The 15,481-nt window shown below is 59.1% G+C and carries 15 protein-coding genes; 8 read left to right on the forward strand and 7 right to left on the reverse strand.

The genetic code is table 11. The features are described 5' to 3' along the window. Window positions 1–52: 52 nt before the first annotated feature. Genes minC through AC13C0_RS15630 form a run of 3 tightly spaced genes read right to left on the reverse strand, consistent with a single transcriptional unit; the run spans window position 53 to window position 1,478 of the window. Window positions 53–814, reverse strand: coding sequence for a septum site-determining protein MinC (gene minC, locus AC13C0_RS15620; RefSeq protein ID WP_117619766.1), 762 nt, complete (start codon window positions 812–814; stop codon window positions 53–55). Next, window positions 811–1,200, reverse strand: coding sequence for a HopJ type III effector protein (locus tag AC13C0_RS15625; RefSeq protein ID WP_117619767.1), 390 nt, complete (start codon window positions 1,198–1,200; stop codon window positions 811–813). Before AC13C0_RS15625 ends, minC begins: the two co-directional genes overlap by 4 nt. Beyond that, complete coding sequence (locus tag AC13C0_RS15630; protein ID WP_117619768.1) at window positions 1,200–1,478, reverse strand: DUF1244 domain-containing protein; 279 nt, start codon at window positions 1,476–1,478, stop codon at window positions 1,200–1,202. Before AC13C0_RS15630 ends, AC13C0_RS15625 begins: the two co-directional genes overlap by 1 nt. 113 nt (window positions 1,479–1,591) lie before the next feature. Between AC13C0_RS15630 and dinB the strand changes: the two genes are divergently transcribed. Beyond that, window positions 1,592–2,656 carry a DNA polymerase IV gene (gene dinB / locus AC13C0_RS15635; RefSeq protein WP_482954673.1) on the forward strand — a complete coding sequence of 355 codons (1,065 nt, stop codon included), beginning with the start codon at window positions 1,592–1,594 and terminating at the stop codon, window positions 2,654–2,656. A gap of 3 nt (window positions 2,657–2,659) precedes the next feature. Here the strand turns inward: dinB and AC13C0_RS15640 are convergent, their stop codons facing one another. Beyond that, window positions 2,660–3,238 (reverse strand): phosphatase PAP2 family protein, encoded by a 579-nt coding sequence (locus tag AC13C0_RS15640; protein WP_117619769.1) that lies wholly within the window; start codon window positions 3,236–3,238, stop codon window positions 2,660–2,662. Then, on the reverse strand, window positions 3,204–4,412 hold the full coding sequence (locus tag AC13C0_RS15645) for a glycosyltransferase family 4 protein (protein ID WP_117620448.1): 1,209 nt from the start codon (window positions 4,410–4,412) through the stop codon (window positions 3,204–3,206). The genes AC13C0_RS15640 and AC13C0_RS15645 overlap by 35 nt, the downstream gene beginning before the upstream one ends. 126 nt (window positions 4,413–4,538) lie before the next feature. On the opposite strand from AC13C0_RS15645, the gene AC13C0_RS15650 reads away from it, so the two are divergent. The 7 genes from AC13C0_RS15650 (at window position 4,539) to glpK (ending at window position 13,413) form a co-directional block, all read left to right on the forward strand. Continuing rightward, on the forward strand, window positions 4,539–5,576 hold the full coding sequence (locus AC13C0_RS15650; protein WP_341581422.1) for an NADP(H)-dependent aldo-keto reductase: 1,038 nt from the start codon (window positions 4,539–4,541) through the stop codon (window positions 5,574–5,576). 226 nt (window positions 5,577–5,802) lie between these two features. Further along, window positions 5,803–6,126 (forward strand): hypothetical protein, encoded by a 324-nt coding sequence (locus tag AC13C0_RS15655; RefSeq protein WP_117619771.1) that lies wholly within the window; start codon window positions 5,803–5,805, stop codon window positions 6,124–6,126. Window positions 6,127–6,297: 171 nt separating this feature from the next. Beyond that, entirely contained in the window at window positions 6,298–8,508 is a 2,211-nt protein-coding gene (locus AC13C0_RS15660; protein WP_482954664.1) for an acetyl-CoA hydrolase/transferase C-terminal domain-containing protein, read from the forward strand. Then, complete coding sequence (locus AC13C0_RS15665; RefSeq protein ID WP_117619773.1) at window positions 8,508–8,978, forward strand: FKBP-type peptidyl-prolyl cis-trans isomerase; 471 nt, start codon at window positions 8,508–8,510, stop codon at window positions 8,976–8,978. The genes AC13C0_RS15660 and AC13C0_RS15665 overlap by 1 nt, the downstream gene beginning before the upstream one ends. 328 nt (window positions 8,979–9,306) lie before the next feature. Further along, window positions 9,307–10,035 carry a response regulator gene (locus tag AC13C0_RS15670; protein ID WP_117619774.1) on the forward strand — a complete coding sequence of 243 codons (729 nt, stop codon included), beginning with the start codon at window positions 9,307–9,309 and terminating at the stop codon, window positions 10,033–10,035. Between the two features lie 22 nt (window positions 10,036–10,057). Further along, on the forward strand, window positions 10,058–11,677 hold the full coding sequence (locus AC13C0_RS15675; protein ID WP_227539342.1) for an ATP-binding protein: 1,620 nt from the start codon (window positions 10,058–10,060) through the stop codon (window positions 11,675–11,677). A gap of 254 nt (window positions 11,678–11,931) precedes the next feature. Then, window positions 11,932–13,413, forward strand: a complete 1,482-nt coding sequence (glpK, locus tag AC13C0_RS15680; RefSeq protein WP_482954665.1) for a glycerol kinase GlpK — start codon at window positions 11,932–11,934, stop codon at window positions 13,411–13,413. A 7-nt stretch (window positions 13,414–13,420) separates the two neighbouring features. Here the strand turns inward: glpK and AC13C0_RS15685 are convergent, their stop codons facing one another. Together AC13C0_RS15685 and argF are read right to left on the reverse strand one after the other, a co-directional pair. Next, entirely contained in the window at window positions 13,421–14,494 is a 1,074-nt protein-coding gene (locus AC13C0_RS15685; protein WP_482954666.1) for an ABC transporter ATP-binding protein, read from the reverse strand. A 4-nt stretch (window positions 14,495–14,498) separates the two neighbouring features. Continuing rightward, window positions 14,499–15,413: an ornithine carbamoyltransferase gene (argF, locus tag AC13C0_RS15690; protein ID WP_117619777.1), complete on the reverse strand. Its 915-nt coding sequence runs from the start codon at window positions 15,411–15,413 to the stop codon at window positions 14,499–14,501. Window positions 15,414–15,481 lie beyond the last annotated feature (68 nt).

Consider the following 15,481-nt stretch of genomic DNA (forward strand, 5'->3'; position numbering starts at 1 on the left):
TTCGTCGTGTCTGCCGAATTATCCGGTCAAGTTATTGTATTCAGCTCCAATATCAGGCCTTGTCCAGTGGCGTCACCACCAGCAGGTCGTCCCTGAGCTGGATCTGCACAGCGCTTTTCCAGCCATTGTCCTGGAGATCTTCAGAGATTTTATAGTGTCCCGCAATGGACACAAGCTCTGCCTCCAGGGATTGACAGAATATCCGCGCGGACTCCGCCCCGTGGATGCCTGCCAGTGCCCGGCCCCTCAAGGGGCCGTAGACATGAATATTGCCTGCCGCAAGCACTTCGGCCCCGGCCTGGACCGGCGCCAGAATCACCAGGTCGCCTTCCGGGGCGTGGATTTGCTGGCCGGAGCGAACGGGCTGGCTGATGATGCGGGCAGGGGGCGGATCACCAGCGCCGGCCGAAGGCGCCTGAGCAGCCGCTGTCTCCGCTTCCGGAGCGGCGGGCTGATCGGTTTCGTGGCTCCGGTCCCGCTGGCCGCTGCCGGGCAGGAGTGCCAGGGCCGCTCCACGGGCCAGGCGGCGCTGGTCTTCATTACCGCCCCGGACGCCGATGACGTGGATGTGGTTGCGCCGGCAGGTGCCAATAATCTTGAAGAAGTCGAGTTCACTGTCCAGCCCCTGGTACTTTTCCAGGCTGATGATCAGCGGAATATCCTTGAAGAACCCGGGTGCCTGGCTGATCTTGTCCCGCAGGACCTCTTCGAACTCGCCGTCGTCAAAGTAGTAGAGCTCCAGGGCTGTCATGGACACGCTGGCGCTTTTTAGCTGAAAACCCTGTTTTACCCCGGAGGTGGCGGTATCGCTCATGAAGGAGTCTCTTCCCTGGTCATGTTATCGGTTGGGTTCGGGCGCTGCCGAAGTGGCACGCCTTCGAATCGGATGCCGGACCATCCGGTGCTGATAAACTGGCGGATGTTGCCGTGGCCCTCGCCGGCCGGGTCGTCCAGAACCTGTTGATAGTGCTGGGCAAACAGTTTGAGTGTGTCAACTTCACTCAGGTTGCAGTACTGGCCAAGGGCAAAGATCCGGCAGGAGCCGGCGTTTTCGCCTTCCGCGTTGACCAGAGGGCCGTTCCGGAACCCACAGGGCTGATACTCAAAGTGCTGTTCAATCAGGGCCAGGGAATCTTCGAAGTTGGCATGGCCAGCGTCCAGGGATGCCAGATGGATCCTCACGGCATCTTTTATGGTCATTATTTGTGTTCCTGCTTGGGGCCTTTTTGGTAGAGGGCTTTCCAGTCCTCGTAGGGCATGCCATAGATTTCTTCCCGGGCTTGCGGATCGGAAATCTCGAACCCCCGCTCATCCGCCTCCGCCCGATACCACTTGGACAGGCAGTTTCGACAGAAACCCGCCAGGTTCATCATGTCGATATTCTGCACACCGGTGTTCTCACGCAGGTGGCTGACCAGTCGGCGAAAGGCGGCTGCTTCAATTTCGGTGCGTTCTGCTTCAGGAATCGGGTTGCTCATGGTGGCCTCGCAATGGTTGGTGCGTCGGTTGATAGGGTTCCTGACATTCTCTGCATGTTAGCTTAAGATACAAGGCTGTATAAATGTACAGAAAGTCGACGCGAGCCCTGATTATGCCACAACGCAAGATCATCCATGTGGATTGTGACTGCTTCTATGCGGCGGTGGAGATGCGGGACGATCCCAGCCTCCGGGATGTGCCGCTGGCAGTAGGTGGCGATGGGGGCCGGGGCGTGGTGACCACCTGCAACTACAGGGCACGTGCCTTCGGGGTTCGCTCGGCGATGCCGGGTAGCGAGGCACGGCGGCTTTGCCCCGGGCTGGTGACGGTGCCGCCGGATATGGGCCGGTACCGGGCGGTATCACAGCAGGTGATGGCTATCCTGCGGGAACTGACGGACCTGGTCGAGCCTCTTTCGCTGGATGAAGCGTTCCTCGATGTCTCCGATGTACCCGATTACAAGGGCAGTGCCACACTGATGGCCCGCCATCTTCGGGAGCGGGTTTTCCGGGACGTCGGTATCACCATTTCCGCCGGCGTCGCCCCCAACAAGTTTCTTGCCAAGATTGCCAGTGACTGGGAAAAGCCCGACGGACTGTTTGTTATCCGCCCGGACGATGTCGAGGGCTTCGTGCAGGGGCTGCCGGTTGAGAAGCTGTTCGGGGTGGGGCAGGTAACTGCCTCGAAACTGCACGCGCTCGGTATTCAGACCTGCGGTGATATGCAGGCACTCGGGGCGGATGTGTTAATCGAGCGGTTCGGTAAACAGGGTTACCGTCTCCATGAAATGGCTCATGGCCGGGATGAGCGGCCTGTCGTGGTGTCGCGGATTGCCAAGTCGGTCAGCGTGGAGCGAACCTTTTCCCAGGATTTGCCGGATATGGCGGCCTGCGAGACTGTTATGGCCTCTCTGGTAGCCGACCTCAATCTGCGGCTATCCCGCAAGGCGCGTCGGAAACCGATCCACAAACTCTTCATCAAGATCCGCTACAGTGATTTCTCAACCCATACTCTGGAGCGGGTCCGGGAGCAGGTCAGGGAGCCCGCCCTGGAAGATTACCTGCCGCTGCTTGCGGAGCTGGTCACCAATCGGGAAAGGCCGGTGCGGCTGCTGGGGCTGGGCGTGCGTTTTCGCAATGATGACGCCCCTGTTACGCAGTTGCGCCTGTTCGACTAGCGCTCAGGCAGATCCTGTGAAAAGCCTGGCGAAGTCCGGGTACAGCCAGATCATCGCAGCATAACCCATCAGGCCGCCAATGAGCGCGCCTGCGGCGACGTCGCTGGGGTAGTGTAGCCCGAGAACCACCCGAGAGGCGGCAACGCTGACGGTAAATGGAAGAACCAGAAGCGCGAGCGCCGGTTCGGCCACGGTCAGCATAACCTGAAAGCAGGCGGCGTGGAGGGTGTGGCCGGAGGGGAAGCTGTAGCGGTCCAGTGGTGGTGTGCCGCAGTTGATGGCCGGAAAGGAGATAAAGGGGCGTTCCCGAATAAGCCAGCGCTTCAACAGCTTGTAGCTGATAGTGCAGCTGAGCCCGGTCAGCGCCATGAGCAGGGCCAGGCCGAGTCCGGATTCCGGATGGATAAAGGGGAAGGACAGAATCAGGGTGTACCAGAACCAGCCGTCCCCGAGCCGGCTGACCAGGCGGAAGTAGCCCAGGGCTGCCGGGAAATGAACGACACGGTTGATGGACTGGCAGAAAGCGACTTCCCGCTGGTCTGCCAGTTCAAAGAAGCGAGACGCTTTGCTTGTTAATGGCATGATATCCGGCCTTTGCGGTTTGGTTGAAAACCAGTTGTTCAAACTGTTCGATCTGCGAATTCCAGCTCTGGTCCAGGGCATCCAGTCGGGCCTGGGCCCGGACCCGGTTCAGCAGTGTCGGTTGGTCGGCCAGGCGGAGCGCGCTGTCAACATAGGCTTCGTCCTGATCCAGGGGCACCTTCATGCCGTTTTCTTCGTGCCGGATATGCTCGGCCGCCGCGGCATCATCGAAAGCAACCACGCCAAGGCCACTGGCCATGGCTTCGAGAACCACGTTGCCGAAGGTGTCGGTCTTGCTCGGGAACAGGAACAGGTCTCCGGAGGCAAAATGCCGGGCGAGGTCATCACCGCGTCGGGCGCCGCAAAAAACGTAATCCGGATGGCGCTCGGCCAGTTGCCGCCGCAGGGGGCCGTCCCCCACCAATACAAATTTTACCTGGGGGTGAAGCCCCCGGATGCGCTCGAAACAGGCAACCGCCATACGAAGGTTTTTCTCCGGTGCCAGCCGGCCCACATAAAGGATGGCCCGGTCGTTGGCCTGCACCCCCCAGGACTCTCGCAGGGCATTGTCCCGCCTGTGAGGGGTGAAACGATGACAGTCAACTCCCCGGCTCCACAGCCCCGTTGCCGGAATGCCCATGGCACCGGTTTTCTGCTGCATTCTCCGGGTTGGCACCAGGGTGATGGCGGTGCGGTTGTGGAACCACCGACCATAAAGGCAAAGCAACCGCTCAAGCACGCCGACACCGTAGTAACGGCTGTAACTATGGAAGTTGGTATGGAAGCCGGAGCTTACCGGAACGCCCAGCTGCCGTGCCGCAGATGTGGCGGCCACACCCAGCGGGCCCTGGGTTGCCACATAAACGGCGTCGGGGCGGTCAGCCGTCCAGAGCCTTTTCAGCCGGCTGCCGCGCACGAGTCCGAAGCGCAGGTCCGCATAACCGGGCAGGGGAAATCCGGTAACCACATGTTCGCGGGTAAACAGCGCCTCGCCAGCGCCGGCGGAATGGCCGTTGCGCTCATGCTGCTGTCGCGGCCGTATAACGGTTACCCGGTGTCCACGCTGCATCAGCCCCTGGCATAAATGTCTGAGCGTATTTGCCACACCATTGATTTCCGGCGGAAAGGTCTCCGAAACAATGGTAATGTGTTGTTGGCGCCGGCTGGCCTTCATGGTCTCGGTCACGGTGTTTCCTGTGCTTCCTCGGGCATGCCTCTACTATGAAAACCTGGCATGACAGTGATGCGACACTCCCGTGACATTCCCTTTACCTGTTAAACGCACCGACCCGGAGAGGATATGCAAACACGAAAGCTTGGAAAAACAGATATCGACGTTACCCTGATCTGTCTGGGCACCATGACCTGGGGCGAGCAGAACACCGAGCAGGAGGCATTCGAACAGCTGGATTACGCCGTGGCCGAAGGCATTAATTTTATTGATGCGGCGGAGATGTATCCGGTGCCCCCCAGGGCCGGGACCCAGGGGCTTACCGAGACCTATCTGGGAAACTGGCTGGCCAGAAGAGGCAGGCGCGATGATCTGGTGATTGCGTCCAAGGTGGCAGGGCCCGGCAATGGCCTGACCTACCTCCGTAATGGTCCGCGCCTGACCCGTAACCACATCATTGAAGCCTGCGACGCCAGCCTGAAGCGTCTGCAAACGGATTACATTGATCTGTACCAGGTGCACTGGCCGGACCGCAGCACCAACTTCTTTGGCAGGCTCGGTTATGAGCACAACCCTGATGAGCAATTCACACCAATCGAAGAGACTCTTGAGGCGCTGGATGAGCTGGTGAAGGCGGGCAAGATCCGGCATGTCGGCCTTTCCAATGAGACGCCCTGGGGCACCATGGAATACCTGCGCCTGGCCCGAGAGCGAGGGTGGCCCAGGGTGGCCAGCATCCAGAATCCCTACAACCTTCTGAACCGTTCGTTTGAGGTTGGTATGGCCGAAATTGCCCACCGGGAACAGGCAGGTTTGCTGGCCTATTCGCCGCTGGCGTTTGGCATGTTGTCCGGCAAGTATCTGGGGGGCAAGTGGCCGGAAAAAGCGCGGATGACCCTGTATGAGCGATTCAGCCGGTACACCAGTGACCGTGGTATGGAAGCCACCCGGGCCTATGTCGAGCTTGCGCGGCAGCACGGGCTGTCGCCGGTTCAGATGGCGCTCGCATACGTTAGCAGCCGCAGTTTCGTCACCAGTAACATCATTGGTGCGACGTCCATGGAGCAGCTGCGTGAGAACATTGGTTCCACCCGGATCACCCTGAGCTCCGAGCTGCAGGAGGCGATTGAGGCGATTCACCAGGAATTCACCTACCCCTGCCCCTGAGGTTCTTCTGTCAGACGGGCTGCAGCCCTGTTCACCCGCCAGGCCGGGCGGGGTTGCAGTTACAGTCTGAAATGTTGGGGATTATTTTTTGACGAAAATGCGCTGATCCGGTGACAAAAAGACGGCGTGTTTGTGTGCAAATTCACATCTTTCTGGCGCTGAATCATTAGACTTTAGCCATAGGTATCCGTAGACTCCCGTTTCGGAAAAGGTCTCAGTCAGTGTCATGATTATTCGCATCTTTGTCGCATTACTCGCTCTCAATCTCGTCGCTTTCGTGGTTCGCGCCGAAGCTTCCGGGCGTGTGTTTGAAGGAGTCGAAAACGCGCCGACGACCGAAGAAATTTACGAGCTGCAGGAGCGGATGTCCGGCAATTTTGATAACGACAGCTCCGAGGCTTTCGCCGAAATCGGTTCACGGCTGCTGAGCCTCACACTGACCCGTTCCAGGAATACCGGTAAGCAGTATGCCTCCGATCCGGCCCAGGCGGATCATGGCATTACTCTGTTGAACGAGGGCGCCCGCCTGAACCTGAAGTGGAACTTCTGATAATTCCCCTTTCTTCCTGCTGAGCCTGTTTCGGTTGGCTCGTCCGGTCTGGTCCCATCTCTGCCGTTGTTGCATGCAAATCCCCGAATCATGACTTGGCGCATTGTGTATGCCTGGAGCTCGTGTGATTATCCCCGTTGACATCCTGACTAGCCCCTAAGGAGCTTGGTAATGGCAGTGGATAAAGTGCGGGTTTCGAACGATGTGAATGCCAGTGTTGATGAAGTGATTCGCCGGGTTGGCAAGAATATTACGCTGGGATTGCCTCTGGGGCTTGGAAAGCCGGTCCGGTTTGTTAATGCGCTCTACCAGCGGGCCAAGGATGACCCGGAAATCCGGTTGCATATTGTCACGGCGCTGTCGCTGCTGGCGCCCAAAGGCGGTTCATCACTGGAGCAGCGCTTCATGGGCCCGTTTGTCGAGCGCCTGTATGGAGGTATACCGGAACTGGCCTATGCCCGGGACGTATCGTCAAATCGCCTGCCACAGAACGTCCAGGTCTCGGAGTTCTTCTTCAAGGCCGGAAGTTACCTCAATAACCGCTCCCAGCAGCGCCATTACGTTTGCACCAACTACACGCATGCCGTCCGAGACCTGATGGCGGTGGGGGTCAATGTAGTTGCACAGATGGTGGCTCCGGGCGAGGCTCACGGCCAACCCGGGCAGGTCAGTCTGAGTTCTAATCCGGACCTGACACTGGACCTGATCCCTCTGCTTCGGGAGCGGGAAGCCGCGGGCACACCGGTTGCCGTGGTGGCTGAGATGAACCAGAACCTGCCCTGGTTCGGGCACCATGCCGCCATTGAGGCAGACAAATTTGATGTTGTGCTTGACCAGCCGTCCAGCGACTATCCGCTTTTCTCCGCACCGCCGATGTCTGTCAGTCCGGAAGATCATTTGATTGGCTTTTATGCCAGCGCTCTGCTGAAGGACGGAGGCACCCTCCAGGTTGGCATTGGGTCACTGGGTGCCGCCCTGGTCCACAGCGCCATACTCCGGCACGGTCACAACGATGCCTGGCGGAAAGTGTTTGATCACCTCCGGGTTGATCAGCGCTTCCCGGTGGTCAGCGAGGAGGGCGGAACCGGGCCTTTCGAGCAGGGGCTTTATGGCTGTAGTGAGATGATGGTCGATGGCTTTTTGTACCTGATGCAGGAAGGCATCCTCACCCGTGAAGTTTATGATCACGCCGGCCTCCAGTCGCTGATCAACCGTGGCGACATTACCGGCGAGGTGTCCCTGGCCACGCTGGATGTGCTGCGCCGGGAGAAGCTGATCGACAGTCCGCTGCGGGCCCGGGATGTGCACTGGCTGGTCCGGCACGGGATTTTCAGGGAGACCGTGGAATTCAAGGGTGGGCGGCTGCGTGCTGGCGATCAGTCCGTTGAGGGCGATCTGGACAACCCGGAAGCCCGGGAAGCCATTGAAACGCTGATCCTCGGCGACCGCCTCACGGGGGGCATTGCCATGCACGGTGGCTTCTACGTCGGCCCCGAGAGGTTCTACCAGTGTCTCAGAGAGCTGACCGACGAGCAGCGTGAGAAGGTCTGCATGACCAGCGTGAACTTCATCAACCACCTCTACGATCACCGGTTTGGCGACCAGAAACTGAAAGCGGCGCAACGGGTCCATGGCCGCTTCATTAATTCGGCGATGATGTACACCCTCAACGGCGCCGGGGTTTCGGACGGTCTGGACGACGGCCGGGTTGTCAGTGGCGTGGGTGGCCAGTACAACTTCGTTGCCATGGCCCACGAATTGCCCGGTGCCCGATCCATCCTGACGTTGCGCAGCACGCGCTCATCCCATGGCAAGGTATTCTCCAATATCGTGTTCAACTATGGTCACTGCACCATCCCCCGCCATCTGCGGGATATTGTGATCACCGAATACGGTATTGCCGACCTGAGGGGGCAGTCGGACGAGCAGGTGTTCCTGCGGCTGATCCGTATTGCCGATTCACGATTCCAGCAGGAGCTTCTGAATAAAGCCCAGAAGGCTGGCAAGGTGGACGCTGCCTTCAAATTGCCTTCGGACTGGTGCAACAACACCCCGGAAAGCATCCGTCGCGCGGTGTTGGTGACCGGCGACAGTGGCCTTTTCCCTCCGTTCCCGTTTGGCAGGGATTTTACCGATGAAGAACTGGCGTTGGGGAAAGCCCTTAAGGGGTTGAAGGCCGCAACCGCCACTCGCCGTGGTAAACTGGCGACTCTGTTGCAGGCCCTCCGGGCCCGGGACGACGAAGGCCGTTATCGGGCCCTGCTTGAGCGCATGGGTCTGTCGGCCCCTTCGGGGTTGCGGGACAAGCTCGACCAGCGCCTGGTTATTCATGGCCTGCAGCAGCTCGAGTCACCACCGGATACAGGAAACCCGAAAACCTGATGACAGCTTCACAAGCAAGACCCGACGTTTTTACCGTTCACTATGTACTGAAGAACAAGATCGGCGAGCTGGTTGATACTTCTGAGGGCAGCGAGCCTTTGCATTTTGTCTACGGCAGCCCCGGGATTATTGAGGGTATCCAGCAGGCCGTGAAGGACCGCAACGTGGGCGACTGCCTTGAGGTGACAGTGCCGCCCGCGATGGCCTATGGCGAACATAAGCCGGAGCTGGTGCGCAAGGTGCCACGCTCACTGTTTGAAGGCATTGAAAACCTGCAGGTTGGCATGAAGTTTCAGACCAACACCGGGGACGAAGCGCAAATCGTGCAGGTAGTTGGTATCGATGGCAATCTGGTCAGGGTTGATGCCAACCACCCGCTGGCGGGCTTTACCCTGTACTTTGATCTGGAGATTGTCGGCCGCCGTGAAGCGACGGAAGACGAGGTAGCTCAGGGCCACCCGCTGTTCTGACGGGGCGGTCTTGGTCCAGCTCGCCAGCTCCGGTCTCAATCGCTGGACTTACGGGCGAATAAAACACCCCATGACCCGGGTCTCTTTTGTTTCCATTTCCCGACAAGCCTATGAAGCCGGTGTGACACATCGGTGACCAGCAGGTGATGTGTCTGTGACATCGCAGGGCAAACTGACTGCGCCGGAGCTGTGTCACGGGCTGTAACGAAACAGCGGTTCCATGTATATTTCTGAATAGCATGTATAATTGCTGTTACAGCAGGTTGCCTGTATTGTCAGGTACACAGAATGACCTGAAACCGGAATAACAAAACCAGAGACGGATGGCGTGGAACAGACAAACGAAAGTTGGCGAATTCTGATTGTCGAGGACGACGAGCGGTTGGCTGAGTTAACCCGTGAGTATCTTGAAAGCAACGGGTTGACCGTCTCCCTGGAAACTCACGGTGGCCCCGCGGTGGAGCGGATCCGCAACGAGCAGCCCGACCTGGTGGTGCTGGATCTGATGTTGCCGGGGGAAGATGGCCTGTCCATCTGTCGCCGGGTGCGTCCATTCTATTCCGGCCCTATCATCATGCTGACAGCCCGCACGGATGATCTGGATCAGGTTCTTGGTCTGGAGATGGGCGCGGACGATTACATTGGCAAGCCGGTCAAACCCAGGGTTTTGCTCGCCCGTATCCGCGCCATGCTGAGACGGGTAACCGAGGCGGGGCAGGGTTCAGCTGATGAATCGAGCGGCGAAGAGCCGGTGCGCCTTCAGTTCAATGACCTGGTTGTCGATCGCTCCATGCGTGAAGCCTGGTTGAACGACGAGAGTATCGATCTGACCAGCGCCGAATTTGACCTGCTCTGGCTGCTGGCCAGTAATGCGGGCCGGGTCCTGAGTCGGGAAGAAATCTTTACGGCGCTGCGCGGTATCGAGTACGACGGCCAGGATCGCTCCATTGATGTTCGGGTGTCGCGGATTCGCCCCAAAATCGGTGATGATCCTATCCATCCACGGCGCATCAAGACCGTTCGCAGTAAAGGCTACCTGTTCGTAAAGGAAGCCTGACGATTCAGTCGCTGGAACCGGCGTGCAAACGGCCTGCACACCGGTGTTCCATGCCAGGGTTGGTATCATGCCCCTGAAGTTCTTCCTCAAGCTCTATGCCCGCCTTGCCGGCCTCACTGCGCTGGTTGTTCTTTTGTGTGCTCTTCTGTTTGCCGGTATCAATTCGGTCCGCTCCCAGTTCTGGCATGAGCGCTTTCCTGAACCTGTGATACGGTGGCTGGCAGCCGCGCCTGCGCCGGCGCAGCAATATCATTGGCTGAGATCGACGGTTGATTTCCGTGTGGGTGCCGCCTCCGAATTTGTCCTTTCCCAGGTGGCCCTCGAGAGGCTGGGTTACGGCCAGGTGGTCGGAATTGAGAGTGGTGCCGGGTACCGGGTACTCATCGCGGGTCTGTCCGGACAGGTTTTGCAACTGCGCCTGACCAACCCTTACCACGATGTGGCTGAAACCACCGGGCTGATCTTCCGCTGGCATCTTGGCTCAGCGCCGCCCGAGAATCGTCCCGATGTTGCTGCCCAAATGGCACGGGCCCTCAATGTCGAGGTTCGTCCTTTGGATGACTCAGCCCTGCTGCCGGGTTCGGATGTTCTGGGCCAGGTTGCCGACCGTGGCCTGGCCGTCTACACAGAGGGCTCTGATGGCTCTGGCAGAGTCATTATTCAACTCTCGGACGGTGAGCTGTTCCGGATTGATATGCCGGCTCCCTTCAGCGCCTGGTCCTGGCCCGTTGTTCTCCTGCTGGTTATGGTGCTGGGTGGCGTGCTTGCGGTGGCCCTGTTCCTGGCGCTCCGGGAAGTGGATAACAATCTCAGAACCGTCGAGTCGGTGGCTGTTCGCATAGCCCGCGGCGAAATGGGGGCAAGGGTTCAGGCGGGCGAAGGGACCCTGGTTTCCCGGTTGGCAGCTTCCTTTAACGGCATGGCCGAACATATCCAGCGGCTGGTGCAGGTGCAGCGGGAAATGATTCACGCGGTGTCCCACGAATTGCGCACCCCGGTGGCCCGGATCCGGTTTGGTGTACAGATGATCGAGGATTGTCAGGATCAGGCCTCGCTCCAGAAACAGCTGGACGGTATTGACGGCGATATACAGGAACTGGACGAACTGATCGACGAGATTCTCACCTACGCCAGGCTGGAGCAGGGCGGCCCGGTTTTCTCCCTTCAGGAAACCTCGGTAACCGACATCGTCCGCCAGGTGGTTGCGGAGCAGCAACTGGTGCGATCGGAGCTGAGTATTCAAGACAATATTGATGAGATGTCCGAACGCTGGGCACTGTCGGATGTCGAGCCTCGTTACCTGCACCGGGCTATTCAGAATCTGGTTGGTAACGCTGGTCGCTATGCGGCTGGCAAGGTCGTCGTAAACTGTCATTTTGACGAGGATAACTGCCGGATTGACGTGGAGGATGATGGCCCCGGAATTCCGGAGGAGGACTGGGAAAAAGTGTTTACGGCCTTTGCCCGGCTGGACGACAGCCGCACCCGTACTTCCGGCGGCTACGGTCTCGGTTTGTCCATCGTCCGGCGGATTCTGTATTGGCATGGCGGCCAGGCTTTCGTCAGCAGAAGCGACACCCTCGGCGGCGCGAAGTTCAGCCTGGTCTGGCCCAGAAAGAAAGCACTGGATTCGATTGTGTGAACCAGCCCTCACTGACTCACCTGATGTAACAAAGCTGCTACACAAGCGCTACTGAAGTTTCCTGCTTCGGCGTCAATAATTGAAAACGTAAGGGATGACTTTTGAGGTTGTAGTTCTTACGAACTTCCTTGTTTCATTCGTCATTTGAGGGCTGGTTTTCCGGCCCTTTTTTTGTTGTCCGCCAAATTCCGGATTGTTCACTCTTTCCCGGAGCCTCTGCTGTTAGAATCGGAAAAAACAACAGGAGGCCGTCCATGACCCGTTATCTGCTCGCCATTGATCAGGGCACCACCAGCTCCCGCGCGATCGTTTTCGACCAGACGGGCAACAGCGTTGCTACTGCTCAACAGGAGTTCCACCAGTATTTCCCAAAGGACGGCTGGGTTGAGCATGATGCCCTGGAAATCTGGGACAGTACTCTGGCAGTGTGCCGCGGTGCCCTGGGGAAGGCCGGCATTGAGGCCGGCGACCTGGCAGGCATTGGCATCACCAATCAGCGTGAGACCACGGTGATCTGGGAGCGGGCCACCAGCAAGCCCATACACCATGCCATTGTCTGGCAGGATCGTCGCACTGCCTCCTGGTGTACCAAGCTCAAGTCTGACGGCCACGAAGACAGCGTCACCGAGAGGACGGGGCTGCTTATCGATCCCTATTTCTCGGCAACGAAGATCGCCTGGATACTGGACAGTGTGGAAGGTGCCCGTGAGCGGGCAGAATCCGGTGAGCTGGCATTCGGCACGGTGGACAGCTGGTTGCTCTGGAATCTGACTGGCGGCAAGTCACATTGCACCGATGCCACCAATGCCTCGCGCACAGCGCTTTTCAATATTCACGAGCAGGGCTGGGACGACGAACTTCTGGCCCTGTTCCGTGTGCCCCGCGCCCTGTTACCGGACGTGCTGGACAGTGCCGCGGATTATGGCACTTCGGAATCACATTGGCTGGGAAGCCCGGTCATGATTGCAGGCATTGCCGGCGATCAACACGCCGCTCTGGTGGGGCAGGCCTGTTTCAAGCCGGGCATGGCCAAGAGTACCTACGGCACCGGATGCTTTCTGATGCTCAATACCGGGGACCAGGCCGTTCGTTCCGAGAACCGTTTGCTAACGACCATGGCCTATCGCCTCAATGGGAAGCCCTGCTACGCCGTGGAGGGCAGCATTTTCGTCGCCGGTGCGGCCATGCAATGGCTGAGGGACGGGCTGAAGCTGATTGCCCACGCCAATGAGTCCTCGGCCCACGCGGAGGCGGTGGGTGTCGATAATCCGGTGTATCTTGTCCCGGCGTTTACTGGTCTGGGTGCGCCGCACTGGGATCCTCATGCCCGCGGGGCGATCATGGGGCTGACCCGGGACACGGGGATTGGCGAGATAGTCACGGCGGGCCTGCAATCGGTGTGTTACCAGACCAAAGACCTGGTGCGCGCTATCCAGAATGATGGTGCCCGGCTTGAGTCCCTGCGGGTGGATGGCGGCATGGTGGTGAATGACTGGGTGATGCAGTTCCTGGCGGATATCCTGAATGTCACCGTTGACCGGCCAAGGGTTACGGAAACAACGGCGCTCGGGGCCGCCTACCTCGCCGGCCTGCAGACAGGTGTGTTCGAGAGTCTCGAGCAGATATCCGGGCTTTGGGCCTGTGAGCGCCAGTTCCACCCCGGCATGCGGCCAGCCCTGCGTGAATCCCTCTATGCCGGCTGGATTGATGCCGTGGAACGGGTCTGTAACAACTGAACGCGGTTCAGCCGGTGCGCTCAAAAGCGATCAGGTGATCCGCCTCCACGCGCACCGGCACATGCTCGCCCAGATGAAAGTCCAGATGGCTTCGGAACAGGGCCTCGAACTCAGTGTCTTCGGAACAGCGGAAGCGGTAAAGCGTTGAGGTGCCTGCGAAGGTTTTCTCGATAACCTTCGGTCGAAGATCCGAGTCCGGATCGTGGACAATGTCATCCGGTCGGATCAGTACGTCTACAAGGGTTCCCGAGGACCACCTGTAGGCCCGGTTGCCGTGAATGGTGCCCAGTTCCGATTCAATGGTATCTGGCCCCAGGGCCTTGCCGGGGATGAATCCGCCCTGGCCGACGAAGCTGGCCACAAAGCGGTTTGCCGGCTCATGATAGAGATTGTACGGCACGTCCCACTGCTGGATCATGCCGTCCCGCAGTACCGCCACCTGATCGCACATGGCGAAGGCTTCCTGTTGATCGTGGGTCACCAGGATGGCACTGATCCCCAGGGTTTTGAGAATTTCGCGAACATCCAGGCTCAGGCGCCGGCGCAAGTCCGCATCCAGATTGGAAAACGGCTCGTCCAGCAGGATCAGGGTCGGCTCGGGTGCCAGCGCCCGGGCCAGGGCAACCCGTTGCTGCTGGCCGCCGGAAAGTTCATGGGGGTAGCTATCGGCCAGGTCCTGGAGGTGAACGACATTGAGCAGCTCCATGACCTTCTGCCGCTTTTCCGCCTTGCCCAGATTGCGCAGGCCAAAGCCAACGTTATCGGCGATTGTCAGGTGCGGAAACAGGGCGTAGTCCTGAAACACCATGCCGATCCGACGTTTCTCGGGCGGCAGGGTGCGACCGGGCAGGCTTATGGCCTGAGACTGGAGGCAGATTTCACCACCGGTCAATGGCAGGAAGCCGGCCAGGGCCCGCAGGATGGTACTTTTACCGCAGCCGCTGGGGCCCAGAAGGCAGCCGATGTCGCCGTGGCTCAAGGCGAAGCTGACATCCTTGACCACGGAATCCCCGCCGTAGCCACAAGACAGGTTGTTGACCTCAAGCAGCCAGTCTGCAGGAGATTGCGCGGTCGTGCTCATGGGGTCAGTCCAGGTGGTTCAGAATGAGAAACTCAAGCAGGGCTTTCTGGGCGTGCAGGCGGTTTTCAGCCTCGTCCCACACGACCGAAGCGGGATGTTCCATCATGTCTGCGGAAATCTCTTCGCCCCGGTGTGCCGGCAGGCAGTGCATGAACAAGGCGTCTTTATTCGCCACGGCCAGGAGCTCCGGATTGATCTGGTAGCCACTGAACGCCTTCTCGCGGGCTTTCTGTTCGTCTTCCTGACCCATGGATGCCCAGACATCCGTTACCAACAGGTTGGCATTGCGCGCTGCTTCTGCCGGTTCGCGAAACAGGGTTACGCGATCGCTGTGTGCCCTGATCAGGGATTCGGCGGGCTCGTAGCCTTCGGGGCAGGCAACATTCAGGTGGAAATCAAACCGGGCCGCCGCGTTGATGTAGGAGTGGCACATGTTGTTGCCATCGCCGATCCAGGCCACGGTGGCGCCGCGAATGCTGCCACGGTGTTCCCGATAGGTCTGCATATCGGCCAGCAGCTGGCAGGGGTGGAACTCATCCGTCAGGGCATTGATAACCGGAACCCGGGAAGCAGCGGCAAAACGCTCGACCGTGCCATGGGCAAAGGTGCGTATCATCACCGCATCCACCATGCTCGAAATAACGATGGCAGAGTCTTCAATGGGTTCGCCCCGGCCTAGCTGGGTGTCCCGTGGCGACAGGAACATCGCGGAGCCACCGAGCTGGGCCATGCCGGCTTCAAAGGAAACCCGGGTCCGCGTTGATGACTTCTCGAAGATCATTGCAAGCACACGATTTTTAAGGGAGTCGCGAACCTTGCCCTGCCGCCATTCATTGCGCAGTGCAGTGGCATGATCAACCAGGTTTTCCAGTTCACTGGTTGTCATGTCATTCAGTGTCAGAAAATGTCTTGCCGCCATGAAATGGCCCTTATCTCAACGAATCCCGCGGCGGGCGGGATTGCCTGAACGTTGCCTGAAAAAACGGG

It is taken from the genome of Marinobacter sp. B-21, from assembly GCF_056857895.1.

Bases quoted from the DNA above. Each gene is read 5' to 3' on its own strand.
- minC (WP_117619766.1), bottom strand. From the start codon at position 814: ATGAGCGATACCGCCACCTCCGGGGTAAAACAGGGTTTTCAGCTAAAA.
- AC13C0_RS15625 (WP_117619767.1), bottom strand. From the start codon at position 1,200: ATGACCATAAAAGATGCCGTGAGGATCCATCTGGCATCCCTGGACGCT.
- AC13C0_RS15630 (WP_117619768.1), bottom strand. From the start codon at position 1,478: ATGAGCAACCCGATTCCTGAAGCAGAACGCACCGAAATTGAAGCAGCC.
- dinB (WP_482954673.1), top strand. From the start codon at position 1,592: ATGCCACAACGCAAGATCATCCATGTGGATTGTGACTGCTTCTATGCG.
- AC13C0_RS15640 (WP_117619769.1), bottom strand. From the start codon at position 3,238: ATGCCATTAACAAGCAAAGCGTCTCGCTTCTTTGAACTGGCAGACCAG.
- AC13C0_RS15645 (WP_117620448.1), bottom strand. From the start codon at position 4,412: ATGAAGGCCAGCCGGCGCCAACAACACATTACCATTGTTTCGGAGACC.
- AC13C0_RS15650 (WP_341581422.1), top strand. From the start codon at position 4,539: ATGCAAACACGAAAGCTTGGAAAAACAGATATCGACGTTACCCTGATC.
- AC13C0_RS15655 (WP_117619771.1), top strand. From the start codon at position 5,803: ATGATTATTCGCATCTTTGTCGCATTACTCGCTCTCAATCTCGTCGCT.
- AC13C0_RS15660 (WP_482954664.1), top strand. From the start codon at position 6,298: ATGGCAGTGGATAAAGTGCGGGTTTCGAACGATGTGAATGCCAGTGTT.
- AC13C0_RS15665 (WP_117619773.1), top strand. From the start codon at position 8,508: ATGACAGCTTCACAAGCAAGACCCGACGTTTTTACCGTTCACTATGTA.
- glpK (WP_482954665.1), top strand. From the start codon at position 11,932: ATGACCCGTTATCTGCTCGCCATTGATCAGGGCACCACCAGCTCCCGC.
- AC13C0_RS15685 (WP_482954666.1), bottom strand. From the start codon at position 14,494: ATGAGCACGACCGCGCAATCTCCTGCAGACTGGCTGCTTGAGGTCAAC.
- argF (WP_117619777.1), bottom strand. From the start codon at position 15,413: ATGGCGGCAAGACATTTTCTGACACTGAATGACATGACAACCAGTGAA.